Consider the following 12,666-nt stretch of genomic DNA (forward strand, 5'->3'; position numbering starts at 1 on the left):
GCATGATTGGCAAGTTATAATTGCTCAAAGATATAATATTGGTAAGAATGGGGGTGGTCCTCGGACCACACTCGTTGGTTTAACCAACACGTTAGGAGGTACTTATGAAGAAACTAGCCATCATGGCAGTCGCGTTAATGGCTGTCTCTTCACTCGCCGCCGCCCAGGAAGTTGCAACGGGTAGCGCCGCCGGTGCCGGTACCGCCGCGAGCACGTCGACAGCTTCGGCTGTCGGCGCCAGCACAGCGGCGTCATCGGTCGGCGCACTAGCCGCAGCAGGGGGCAGTGATGGCACCACCGGAACGACCGGCACGACCGGTACGACCGGAACCCGGTAATGACAGCAGTCCGTCATTCCCGTTTGGAAGGCCGCCCTCGGGCGGTCTTCTTTTGCCTCTTCGCTGCCAGCCTCACTCTGGCAGGGTGCTCGATCGGCAGTGACCGTTCGCTCGAGGACATGGCTGCCGGGTTCTCTGGCAACGAGATATCGGCTCAAGCCGACTCGATCCCTTATGCGTCGGTCGATTTGCACGTCGACGGTTACGGCGGTCTGGTGATTCTGGCCAGTCAGGTAGCAGATCTGAGCTATTGGCAATTCCGTGACGGCTCGACGGTAGCGCTGCAGGATGGCTATCTGCATAGCAGCGCTGGACTCGAGCAGAACCTGATAGACACGCAGATCAGCGACGTGAGCGACAGCGGCAGCGACGCTCACCCATGGCGGGGAAACGCTGCGATGGTCACCTACCGAGTGACGCGCGAGTGGAAATCGGCAGATGGGTATACCCATCGCGGTCAAGCGGATGCCAGCCTCGACTGTGATACCGCCGTCGAGGACGTCGAGCTGCCACTGATGTCGCTGAAGCTACAAGCTTGCCGGGAAACCCTGGCCTGGGACGACGGCACCACCACCTACGGTACGCTGTGGCGAACGCCCGAGGATGGGCGCTTGTGGGCCGTCGAGACCCAACCCTGGCCAGGCGCCCCGACATTCGACTGGCAAGTCGCTCGCCCCTGGTGATGCCTGCCCGGACAACGAACCGACACTCGGCGACATCAGTAAGTAGCAGGCATATTCGTGAAGCCAATCAAGGATGAGATCGACAAATGGTGAGTCCCCACAACTGGCTGCCACCCGCTTTTTCCCGGGTGGTGGCGCTCCTGCTGTGCAGCCTGGCCGGTCTGGCCAGCGCTCAGGACGACACCCAGCCGGCTTCGACGTTCACGATCGATATCGAGGGACAGATGCCTGCTCCGCCGGCTCCCTCTCTACTCGACGCCTGGCTCACGGTGGAACGCGAAACCCCCGTGAACTGGTCACGCGCCTTTGTGGTGCGTAATGCCCTGGAAGCCGAGAATCGACAGCGTCAGCAACGTCTGCGTGCCGAACTGGAGGGGTTATCGTTGCAGGCCCGCATGCTCGCAGCGCCGGAAATCGCGGACGGTCTCGAAGCCTGGAAAGAAGCGCTCGGCAAGCTGGACAAGGGTCGAGTCCCCGGCCGGGTCGATCCCACCTGGTTAATGGCTCATCTCCGCGAGGTGCCCAAGGTGGAGGATGTCGATCAGCTCGGCTGGTGCCTGACACCCGACTGGGTGGAGGCCTGGACCCCGTTCGGCGTGAAACGCCTGGCATGGCAACCGGGAATGACCACGGACACGCTGATCGACCAGCTTCCCGAGGACGCCTACGCCCGCGCCGACACCCTGCAACTGGTCACACCTCAGGGCGACATACGCGAGCTGGGTATCGCCGCCTGGAATCATGATCAAGCACCGCTGGTACCCGGCACCCGGGCGATTATCGCCCTGCCGCTGGAATCGGTCGGGGCGCAGTGGATCGATATGGCACTTCCTCAGTTTCTATCCACCCGTTTGCCCGGCGATGAATGCATCACGGTCGATCCCGCCAATCTTTATCAGTAAGCCATGCTCATGACGATACTCGCAGATCGCCGCTGGAACCCGCTGCGCCTGTTCACGCCGGTAATGGGGGTCTCGCTTCCGATGCTGATGGCGTACGCGCCGGTCACGCACGCGGAATTGGGACAGGCTCGAACCGATTTCGGCGGCGTCGGGTTGATGCAGACCCCGACGGCACGTATGGCTCCGCTGGGAGACATCTCCCTCAATCACAGCCACGTGTCGCCTTATCTTCGATACAACATCAGCTTTCAGCCCATGGACTGGCTGGAAGCAGGCTTTCGCTATACGGCCATCACCAGCCAGGATTACCCCGCCTCCAGCGATCCTGACCGTTCCTATCTGGACAAAGGCATAGACTTCAAATTGCGCCTGCTGGAAGAGGACCGCGACACGCCGGCCGTGGCGCTGGGCTTTCGGGATTTCGGCGGTACCGGTCTGTTCGGCAGCGAATATCTGGTTGCCAGCAAACGCTGGTACGATTTCGATTTCACCCTGGGGCTCGGCTGGGGCTATCTGGCCAACGGTGGCGGCATCGGCAATCCCCTGTCGGCGGTATCGGATCGCTTCGACGAACGCGCCACGGAAAACCCGGACGAAGCTGGCGATTTCGAGTTCGGTGACATTTTCAGTGGCGACGTGGGTGTTTTCGGCGGCGTCGAGTATCAGACCGGTTGGGAACCGCTATCCCTCCAGCTCGAGTACGACGGCAACGATTATCGCAGCGAGCCGTTCGAAACCTCGTTGACCCAGAGCTCCCCGGTTAACGTCGGTGCCCGCCTGAGCCTCAACGACAATGTCTCATTGAGCGCCGGGTGGGAGCGCGGCGACACCGCGATGTTCGGCATTACCTTCCGGGGCAATCTTGCGGGTATCTCCCAACCCAAGACCGGTGACCCCCAGCCAGCGCCGATCGAGGCGGCACCGCGGCAGACGACTCAGGACTGGAGCGCGGTCAGCGCCCAACTCCGGAACAACGCCGGCATGCGCGTCCGTCGAATCACCCGTCACGACGATGAACTCATCGTCGAAGCCGAAGCGACCAAATATCGTTCGATGCTGGAAAGCGAGGATCGCGCCAATCGCATCCTCAACAACCATACCGCTGAAGATATCGATACCTACCGTTATCGTTGGCAGAGCGTCGGCATGGGCTTGCGCGACGATGTCCACGACCGCCAGGCCTATCTCAGCGCGGCCAGTTCCACCGCCTACGATCAGCAGTATCACTATGGGCTGTATGCCTCTGCATTGACTCGACCGAGCGATATCTCGCCCAACGGCGACGTGCTCTACCAGGATGATCTCGACCAGTTCAGCTGGAGTCTTTCACCCGGTCTGAACCAGAATCTGGGCGGGCCGGATGGCTACCTCTACCAGCTTTACGCCAAGCTGGATGCCGAGTACCGCACGGATCCCAATGGCTGGTTCAGCGGTCGAGCGGCGCTGAACCTGGCAGACAATTTCGATGACTACGATTATGTCGCCAACTCGCAACTGCCGCGCGTACGCACCAACATCAATCGCTATCTCGAAGAGACCAGTCTCGGCATCTACAACCTGCAGTACACTCGCACCACGCGTTTCGGCCAGGACTGGTACGGCATGGCCTATGGCGGCTTGCTGGAGATGATGTATGCCGGTGCGGGTGGCGAAGTGCTCTATCGTCCGTTCAACAGCCCGGTGGCATTCGGCGTCGATCTCAACTGGGTCAAACAACGCGATTTCGATCAGCGCTTCGACATGCGTGACTACGATACCTGGACCGGGCACGCAACGGCCTACATCGAAACCGGTATCGAAGACGTGCTCGCTCAGGTCAGCGTAGGCCGATATCTGGCCAAGGATGTCGGCGCGACGTTCGATCTGTCTCGCCAGTTCGACTCGGGGGTAAGGATCGGTGCCTGGGCAACGCTGACGGATGCCGGCGACGACTACGGCGAAGGTAGTTTCGACAAAGGACTCTACGTCTCCATCCCGTTCGATGCTTTCTTCTCCGAGTCCAGCCGCAGCAGCACGACCATCGCCTGGCAGCCGCTGACGCGCGATGGCGGTGCCCGTCTCGCCCGCCGGTACACGCTGTACGGACTGACGCAGGATCGCGACATGGGTCACTACTGGGACGACTACGACAAACTCTGGAAGTAGTATCCTCCAGCGTGTTGAACGCACGGCCTTTTCACGGGGCCTCCGAAGCGCCGTTTTTTTTTCGGCGGGTAGTCGAGACACCGGATTCTCGGGCCAGAGTCCAGAGGAAGCGCATTGAGTGCCGGATCCGGCCAGTCAACCCGTGGTCAGGCGTTACAATGACCTCGAGACGATGATCAGGATCCGCCACCATGCTCGACCCGCAGCAGTGCCGAAGCGCCCGTCTGGCCAGAGATGCCCGCTTCGACGGCCGATTCTTCATCGCCGTCAGCACCACCGGCATCTTCTGCCGCCCCGTCTGTCCGGCAACACTGCCGCAGGAACGCCACGTGCGCTACTTCGAATCCGCCGTCGCGGCGTCCAGCGCTGGCTATCGACCCTGCCTACGCTGCCGGCCGGACAGCGCGCCGGACTCGCCCGCCTGGATCGGGTCCGGGACCACGCTGGCGCGGGCGATAGGTCTGATCGACGGCGGCGCACTGCAGAATGGAGACGTCACACAGCTCTGTGAGCGACTGGGTATCGGTGAACGCTATCTGCGTCAGCTGTTTCAGCGTCGCTTCGGAGTGTCGCCCAAGGCCTATTCGCTCTACCGCCAGTGTCTTTTCGCCAAGAAACTGCTGCACGAGACGACGCTGCCGGTGATCGACGTCGCCCACGCCAGCGGCTTTTCGAGCTTGCGCCGCTTCAACGACGCTTTCAAACGTCAGATGTCGCTGACGCCAACCGACATCCGCCGTCGCCGGAGTCGGAAAAATGCCGCTCTGACCCTCAAACTGGCCTATCGTCCACCCTATCAGTGGGAACGACTGCGCCATTTCTTTGCGGTCCATGTCATCGAGGGCCTGGAATGGGTCGGCGAGCAATCGATCGGGCGCACGATCCGCTATGGCGCGACGACCGGACATTTCGAGGCCCGGCACGATGCCGAGCGACACCAGTTCGAGGTAACGCTGGTGCTGAACGAGCTCGGCGAGCTGAACGCGATCGTTCGCCAGATTCGGCGCATGCTGGACCTGGACGCCGATACCCAAACCATCGAAGCGCATCTGGGCCAGTGCGTTCCCGAACTGACGCTAGCCGAGGGCTTACGCTTGCCAGGATCGTGGAACGTGTTCGAGTCCGGTATCCGCGCCGTGCTGGGGCAGCAGATCTCGATTGCCGCCGCCAATCGCTTGATCCAGCAGCTGGTCGATCAGCTCGGGGAACGCGCGGGGAACAAGCGCCGCCACTTTCCTGCCGCCAGCGTCATCGCCGCCAGCGATCTGAGCTTTCTGAAGCTGCCCGGCAGCCGTCGCGAGACCGTGCGCCGTCTGGCAGTCGCCTATGCCAGCGGAGAAGTCGGCGACGACCCTCAGCAGTGGCTCACGCTCAAGGGGATTGGCCCCTGGACCGCCAATGTCGCCGCCTTTCGCGGTAACGCAGACCCGGACATCTGGCTCGATGGCGATGTTGGCGTGCGACGCGCGCTTGCCACCCTGTCGACATCGATCGACCCCGCGCTCGCCTCGCCCTGGCGGAGCTATCTCACACTGCAACTGTGGAATCGGATCCTATGACATCCTTCTCGCCATTCGACGATTCGCGACTCCCGGCACGCCACGACGACTACGTCCAGATCTACCGCCCACCGGAGCCGATCCCGCTCGGCCCCATCGAGATACGCGCCACCGATCGCGGACTCACTTGGCTCGCCTTTTCGAGCAGCCCGAACCTGCCCGAGCGCGGCAACGCCATCACCGAGCGTTGCGCGCAGCAACTGGAATCCTACTTCTCAGGAGAGCTGACGGCGTTCGATCTGCCGATGACACCGCGGGGCACCGATTTTCAGACAATGGTCTGGCGCGCGCTCCGAGCCATTCCTTACGGTCAGACCTGCAGCTACAGGGAGATCGCCATTGCGATCGGAACGCCGCTCGCAGTAAGAGCGGTCGGTGCGGCGAACGGGCGTAATCCACTTTCGCTGATCGTTCCCTGTCACCGAGTCATCGGCAGCAACGGCAAACTGACCGGGTACGCTGGCGGGCTCGAGCGAAAACGCTGGCTTCTGCAGCATGAACGGACAAGGCTCGGAGAAAACGCAGCGCAAATTGGACTTCCGCTCGGTGCGACATAATCACTCACCCCAGCCGGCCATGATTGGCGGCGAAAACGCCAACGGGTAGAGTCGCGGTCTGACAACGGCGTCCTGGATCGACAATGACGCATTTCTGCCACCGCTGGAACCGCTCGCTGACCGCGCTCGCGCTGTTCGCCATGTTGATGGCGTTCACGGGGCCGTTGATCAGCCAGATGCAGCGGTTGATGGAAATGCCGTCTGGCGCCATGGCTGGCATGACGCACCACGGAGCGGCTGATACTCACAATGCCGGCGATTCCGGAGCCACTGGCGACGCTCATCTCGTCAGTCACTTCGACATGGCCGCGTGTGGCTACTGCGATCTTTTCCTGCATGCACCGGGGCTCGAGCCCCCACGCGAGATGCCGCCGGTAACGCCGCCTCCGGTGGTCTTCCGGCCGATGGCGATGAAGGTGTCGCCATCCACGGCCCCGATCTATCCCCGCTACGCCTCCCGAGCACCGCCGCTGGCCTGAATCACGCCGTTCCTATCGTTGCCGCCTACCTGCTTCTGAAAGATGCATCGTCGGCGACGCCCGTGTGCGCTCGACGCCTCAGCGTCCTGCGCGACACACCGATTCAGGTCAGGAGTTCTTCCATGGACACCGTTTCATCGGCGACCCATCGCCGCACGCCGCCCCTGTGGGTCGCACTGATCACGCGTCTCCACTTCTATGTCGGCCTTTTCGTCGGCCCCTTTCTACTCGTCGCCGCGCTTTCCGGTATCGCCTATGCGCTGACGCCGCAGCTCGAGGAGTGGCTTTATCACGATGCCCTGACCACTCGCAGCGAGGGAGAATCCCAGCCGCTGTCGCGCCAGATAGAAGCCGCCCGGCACGCCGCCGGCATCGCTTCCCTGCCCGCCGCCGTTCGCCCCGCGCCGGAGCCGGGGACGACCACGCGGGTCATGTTCACAGGCGAACAGTTAGGGCCTTCGGAGCACCGAGCGATCTTCATCGATCCGGTCACGCTCGAAATCCGCGGCGACATGCCGGTCTACGGGACCAGCGGCATCCTGCCGCTGCGAACCTTCATCGATCAGTTCCATCGCAGCCTGCTGCTGGGCGACGTCGGCCGGCTCTATAGCGAGCTGGCGGCTTCGTGGCTATGGATCGCCGCGCTGGGTGGCGGTTTCCTGTGGTGGCGCCAGCGCCGGGTCAGACGACAGACAGCCGGTCCGCAGCGTTTGCGTCAGCGTCACGCCACGCTGGGGTCCATCGCGCTGATCGGTCTGCTGTTCTTCTCGGCGACGGGATTGACCTGGTCGCAGTGGGCCGGTGGCAACATCGCGCAACTTCGCCACGCCTGGGGCTGGGGCACGCCTAGCGTCTCCACGCAGCTGGCTGCGAATTCCGTACAGACAGGTCCGGCACGGGAAAGCGACCCGCATGCCGCGCATCATGCGTCAGCCGGACACGCCGACATGGCCATGTCGCAACTCTCGTCGCTGTCGCTCGGCGATTTCGACCAGGCCTTGAGGGCCGCGCGGGCCGCTGGCATCGACGCCACTCAGATTGAAATCGTGCCACCGAGTTCACCGCTGCAGGCCTGGAAGATCCGTGAAATCGGTCGGGAGTGGCCCACCCAGGTCGATCAGGTCGCCCTCGATCCACAGACTTTCGCGGTCACCGATCGCGCCGATTTCGCCACCTTCCCGTTAGCCGCCAAGCTGACCCGCTGGGGGATCGATCTGCACATGGGCATTCTGTTCGGGCTTCCCAATCAGCTGGTGCTGATCGGCTTTGCCGCCAGTCTGGCGACTTTGGTGTGCTGGGGCTACGCGATGTGGTGGCGAAGGCGATCCGCCGCATCCGGCGAGGCACAGACACTCATATCCATCTACCGCCGAATGGGACGACGATCGCAGCTTGGTGCCGTTCTCATCGCTGCCGCCCTGGGATATGCCTTGCCGGTGATGGGCGCCAGCCTGGCGCTGTTCGTGATGCTGGATTGGCTGCGCTGGCGAGCGGGTACCCGTCGAGCGCTGACCCGGACGGCATGATCCGTCGTTCATGATGCGTCCATGACGAGCCGCTGACGAGCCCCGGTCTTGCCACCTGTGGTAAAACGAGGGGCTCGCCACCACCATGATGCCGCCATGACCCGCACTCACCACCCTACGCCGCGCCTTCAAATTCGCCTGGTCGCCGACACGGAGATCGTGCTCGGACCCGGCAAGATCGAGCTACTGGAAGCGATCGAGCGACACGGTTCGATCGCCGCGGCGTGTCGTGACATGGGCCTGAGCTATAAAAAGGCGTGGCAACTGCTGGATACCATGAATCGGCATCTAGCCGCCCCGGTGGTCAATACCGCCAGCGGTGGCACCCAGCGTGGCGGCGCGACGCTCACCGATCTGGGCCGCCGGCTCATCGTCCACTATCGTCAGCTGACGGCGGATCTGGCCCGGAACCCCAGCGGTCAGGCGCTGCTGAAGAGTCTCTCGCCGGATCGCGAGTACGCCTCTTCTTCTCACGCCGGCTCGGCGTCCGAGCCTGAGGCGGAGCCGGCGCCGGGGTCAGGTATCGAATCCGATTGAGAGTCGCGGCATCCGGTTTTCCCTCGACCGCCGAACGACCGAAAGCTATAGTGATTCTCGTTATTTCCATTCATACATAGCGAGAATTCTGTGATCGCCCCCGTCCGACTCTCTTGTTTCTGCCTGCTGGCCGTGGCCACGGGTCTGCCATTCGGTGCCCGCGCCGCCGATGATGCCAAGGCGCAGGTTCAGGTCTACGCCGCCGCCTCGATGACCAATGCCATGGACCAGGCGATCCAATCTTACGAATCCGGACACGACGTCGATATCGTTCCGGTTTATGCCTCGTCCTCGACGCTCGCGCGTCAGATCGCCAGTGGCGCCCCGGCTGATGTCTATATCTCCGCCAATGAGCAATGGATGAACTGGCTGGAAGATCAGAACGTCGCTGTCAGCCAGCGTGTCGACCTGCTCGCGAATCGGCTGGTGTTGATTGCGCCGACCCAAAGCCATATCGCGGATTTCACCCCGGGCGGTGAGACCACGATCGTTTCCCAGCTCGGCGATGATCGGCGACTTTCGGTTGGCGAGACCAGCAATGTCCCGGCCGGGATCTATGCCAGGCAGGCGCTGCAGTCGATTGGTGAATGGGAAGCGCTGGAGTCGCGTCTCGCCAACGGCGATAACGTACGCGCGGCGATGGCACTGGTAGAGCGCGGAGAAGCCCCGCTGGGCATCGTCTACGAAACGGATGCCAAGGCCAGCGACAAGGTCAGGGAAATCGGTGCATTCCCTGACGACAGTCACGATCCGATCACCTATCCCCTCGCCGTGGTGAATCCAGAACCAAGCGATGCCACCGAAGCGTTTCGGCAATGGTTGGCCGGCGATGATGCGCTAGCCATCTTCTCCCGTTACGGCTTCACCCCCGTCGAATCCGACTGATAGCCGAGGACTGGATGTTTCTCGAGGCGATAGCCCTTTCCGAAGCCGAATGGCAGGCGATCATCCTCAGCCTGAAAATCGCCGGCAGTGCCGTCGGCTGGATTCTGGTCCCCGGCATCGCCGTCGCCTGGCTGCTGGCACGGCACGAGTTTCGCGGCAAAGCCCTGCTCGACGGTTTGTTGCACTTGCCGCTGGTACTCCCGCCGGTCGTGGTGGGCTATCTGCTGTTGCTGTCGCTGGGGCGCAATGGCTGGCTGGGCCAGTGGTTGTATCAGGGCTTCGGCTTCTCGTTACCGTTCACCTGGCAGGGCGCGGCCATCGCCGGTGGCGTGATGGCGTTTCCCCTGCTGGTGCGCGCCGTCAGGCTATCGCTGGAAGCGGTCGACCCCAAGCTGGAGGCCGCCGCCGGCACGCTGGGTGCGAATCGCTGGCGCGTGCTGTTCACGATCACCCTCCCCTTGGCAGTGCCGGGCCTGCTGACCGGCACGGTACTGGCATTTGCCCGCGCGCTGTCGGAATTCGGCGCCACCATCACTTTCGCCTCCAATATTCCCGGCGAGACGCGCACCCTGCCACTGGCGCTCTATACCCTGATTCAGACACCCGGCAAGGAAGCCGCCGCCGCGCGACTCTGCGTGCTCTCGATCGTGATCGCCATGCTCTCGCTGATGGCGTCGGAATGGCTGGCTCGCCGGGCCCGGCAGCGCCTGCAGGAGCGGGATCGATGAGCGAGCCGTCCCTGGAGCGCAACCATACCCTGGACTGTCGCCTGCAAAAGCGGCTCGGGGAGTTCGATCTGGATATCTCGCTCGCGGTACCTGCCAGCGGAGTGACCGCCCTGTTCGGCCAATCGGGCAGTGGCAAGACCAGCCTTCTGAGGTTGATTGCCGGCCTCGACCGACCGGATGCCGGCTACGTCCGGCTTGGCGAACGCACCTTGACCGATGTTGCAGGCAGAACTCAGGTTCCGGTTCACAAACGTCAGCTGGGCATCGTGTTTCAGGAAGCGCGGCTGTTTCCGCACTATCGCGTGCGCGGCAACCTGACCTACGGCATGCCGCCGAGCGCCCGTTCGCGCTTCGACGATCTGGTGACATTGTTGGGGATCGGTCACCTGCTGGAGCGCCTGCCGGGCACGCTGTCCGGCGGCGAGGCCAGACGTGTTGCCATCGGCAGAGCACTGCTGACCCACCCTCGCCTGCTGTTGCTGGATGAGCCGTTGACCGGGCTGGATGGCGAGCGAAAGCAGGAGCTGCTGCGCTATCTCGTCCGCTTGACCCGGGAGATCGACATCCCTGTGGTCTACGTCAGTCACGATACTGCGGAAATCGCCACGATTGCCGATCATCTGGCGCTGGTCGAGCAGGGTCGCCTGACGGCCCACGGCCAGTTGGACGAGTTGATGATGCGGCTCGATCTGACCGACCGACTCGGTGGTTTCGACGCCGCCACCCGCCTGAGCGCCAAGGTGGTCGATCACGATAGCGTCTATTCACTGACACAAGTCGCCCTCGACGATGGCCAGACATTGCGCATTCCCGCTGTCGACCAGCCCCCCGGTACGCCGGTGCGTCTACGCGTCGGCGTGCGCGATGTCGCGCTTGCCCACGCCATGCCCGAAGGCACCAGTTATCGCAACGGCATCACGACGACGATCGAAGCGATCGAGGCCTCGCCGCAGGAGCCCAGCGCCAATGAAGTGCGCCTGCGTTTCGGCGAACAACGGCTCCGTGCGCGACTGACCCGTCAGGCTTGTGAAGAAATGCAACTGACGGAGGGCAAAACCGCCGTGGCGCTGATCCGAAGCGTCGCATTCGACTCCCGGATCTAGTGCATAAACAAAGGCTTATATAAAGCTAGCAAGCGAACCAATGGCAAAGCGTATCACTTTGTAAATAAAGGACTTTTCACCAATTTCCTGATCGCTTTATCGGCCCCGCCTCGTATACACTGCCGGTGGCAGGATGCCGCTGCCGCAGGGAAGCAACTTCAAGGATGACTCGCGCTCGCAAGGACCGCGAACAGGGACAGCATCCAGGGATCGACAGCAGTGCAACAGGACGTTGCCGGCCCTCAAGGTTGAGACTCGACAGGAAGTTGAGCGCGAAAGGACTCGCTTCCGATATCGGGTCGACCGTGACCTTCTTCCCCCTTCCCCCTCTTCCCCTATCCTTCTCTCTTCCCCGTGACTTCCGCCCATCAAGGCTTGGATGGTTCACGTCGACGCACGCCGCATCCCTTGATGATGACCTGACAGAGAAAATCGCTGGCCGATCGAAAATCCTCGTCCGCGAGCGTCTCGCGGTGAGTGATCCCCACGATCTGCGTCTCGAAGTCCGCGTAGTGCTGTGTCGCCGACCAGATCAGAAAAATCAGCCAGACCGGGTCCACCGGATCCATCAAACCCTGCTTCGCCCATTCCCGGAAAACGCAGGTGCGCGACTCGACCCAGTCCCGCATCTCCCCGAACAGCGACTCCTTGAGAAATGGCGCCCCCTGCAGTATCTCGTTGGCGAACAGGCGTGAACTCTGAGGATGGCTCTGGCTCAGGCGCATCTTGCTGCGAATGAAAGCCTCGAGCACTTCTGCCGGATCATCATCGACACTGATATCACTCAGCATCTCGTTCCAGCGCCACATCGTGCGTTCGAGCAACATGATGTAGAGCCGCCGCTTGCTGCCGACGTAATAGAGAACGTTCGACTTGGGAAGCCCGGCGGCGGCGGCAATCGCCTGAATACTGGCCCCCCGATAACCGTACCGGGCGAAGACGTTTTCCGCCGCGTCGAAAATTCGCTGTTCGTTTCGCTCCCGAACCGTGACTTCGGGAAGATCATGATTAGCCACCTAGACTCCTTGCACCTATCGACCTGGTTGAGAACCGAAGCCGCCCCTTGGCCCTCGGTACACTCATGCCGTTCGATCCACCGCACTACGTGCTTTTCCGAGCCGCTGAACCCTGCGTGATTGACGATAACCGGGCGGATGCGGAGACTTTCGACGCCGATGCTATGCTGAATCCCAAGGGTTGTCTTGTCGCGCCCTGAGTCAGAAT

General features: G+C 62.4%; 13 protein-coding genes. 12 read left to right on the plus strand and 1 reads right to left on the minus strand.

Annotated elements, in window-relative coordinates; translation table 11 throughout:
- The first annotated feature begins 104 nt into the window (after positions 1-104).
- The 12 genes from DOM36_RS04675 to modC all read left to right on the plus strand — a co-directional run bounded on the left by DOM36_RS04675 (position 105) and on the right by modC (position 11,442).
- Positions 105-338, plus strand: a complete 234-nt coding sequence (locus DOM36_RS04675; protein WP_075571004.1) for a hypothetical protein — start codon at positions 105-107, stop codon at positions 336-338.
- Positions 338-1,021 (plus strand): YjbF family lipoprotein, encoded by a 684-nt coding sequence (locus DOM36_RS04680; RefSeq protein WP_083941923.1) that lies wholly within the window; start codon positions 338-340, stop codon positions 1,019-1,021. Before DOM36_RS04675 ends, DOM36_RS04680 begins: the two co-directional genes overlap by 1 nt.
- 86 nt (positions 1,022-1,107) lie before the next feature.
- Entirely contained in the window at positions 1,108-1,923 is an 816-nt protein-coding gene (locus tag DOM36_RS04685) for a capsule biosynthesis GfcC family protein (RefSeq protein ID WP_075571003.1), read from the plus strand.
- Positions 1,924-1,932: 9 nt separating this feature from the next.
- Entirely contained in the window at positions 1,933-4,068 is a 2,136-nt protein-coding gene (locus tag DOM36_RS04690; protein ID WP_232823725.1) for a YjbH domain-containing protein, read from the plus strand.
- A 191-nt stretch (positions 4,069-4,259) separates the two neighbouring features.
- Complete coding sequence (locus tag DOM36_RS04695) at positions 4,260-5,627, plus strand: AlkA N-terminal domain-containing protein (RefSeq protein WP_110641560.1); 1,368 nt, start codon at positions 4,260-4,262, stop codon at positions 5,625-5,627.
- Positions 5,624-6,184, plus strand: coding sequence for a methylated-DNA--[protein]-cysteine S-methyltransferase (locus tag DOM36_RS04700; protein WP_110641562.1), 561 nt, complete (start codon positions 5,624-5,626; stop codon positions 6,182-6,184). Before DOM36_RS04695 ends, DOM36_RS04700 begins: the two co-directional genes overlap by 4 nt.
- A gap of 83 nt (positions 6,185-6,267) precedes the next feature.
- Positions 6,268-6,663 (plus strand): DUF2946 domain-containing protein, encoded by a 396-nt coding sequence (locus DOM36_RS04705; protein ID WP_110641564.1) that lies wholly within the window; start codon positions 6,268-6,270, stop codon positions 6,661-6,663.
- Between the two features lie 122 nt (positions 6,664-6,785).
- A complete protein-coding gene (locus tag DOM36_RS04710; RefSeq protein WP_110641566.1) occupies positions 6,786-8,189 on the plus strand; it encodes a PepSY-associated TM helix domain-containing protein in 1,404 nt (467 codons plus the stop codon).
- Positions 8,190-8,285: 96 nt separating this feature from the next.
- A complete protein-coding gene (locus DOM36_RS04715; protein WP_110641568.1) occupies positions 8,286-8,726 on the plus strand; it encodes a winged helix-turn-helix domain-containing protein in 441 nt (146 codons plus the stop codon).
- A gap of 90 nt (positions 8,727-8,816) precedes the next feature.
- Positions 8,817-9,611 (plus strand): molybdate ABC transporter substrate-binding protein, encoded by a 795-nt coding sequence (modA, locus tag DOM36_RS04720; RefSeq protein ID WP_232823726.1) that lies wholly within the window; start codon positions 8,817-8,819, stop codon positions 9,609-9,611.
- 14 nt (positions 9,612-9,625) lie between these two features.
- The gene (modB, locus tag DOM36_RS04725; RefSeq protein WP_075570997.1) at positions 9,626-10,339 is read left to right on the plus strand and encodes a molybdate ABC transporter permease subunit; all 714 of its coding nucleotides are present in this window, start codon (positions 9,626-9,628) and stop codon (positions 10,337-10,339) included.
- On the plus strand, positions 10,336-11,442 hold the full coding sequence (gene modC / locus DOM36_RS04730) for a molybdenum ABC transporter ATP-binding protein (protein WP_110641570.1): 1,107 nt from the start codon (positions 10,336-10,338) through the stop codon (positions 11,440-11,442). The genes modB and modC overlap by 4 nt, the downstream gene beginning before the upstream one ends.
- Before the next feature lie 368 nt (positions 11,443-11,810).
- On the opposite strand, the gene DOM36_RS04735 is transcribed toward modC, so the two are convergent.
- Positions 11,811-12,458 carry a TetR family transcriptional regulator C-terminal domain-containing protein gene (locus DOM36_RS04735; protein ID WP_075570995.1) on the minus strand — a complete coding sequence of 216 codons (648 nt, stop codon included), beginning with the start codon at positions 12,456-12,458 and terminating at the stop codon, positions 11,811-11,813.
- Positions 12,459-12,666: the final 208 nt, after the last annotated feature.

The sequence above is a fragment of the Salinicola sp. CPA57 genome (assembly GCF_003206035.1).
In the GTDB taxonomy this organism is placed as follows: domain Bacteria; phylum Pseudomonadota; class Gammaproteobacteria; order Pseudomonadales; family Halomonadaceae; genus Salinicola; species Salinicola socius.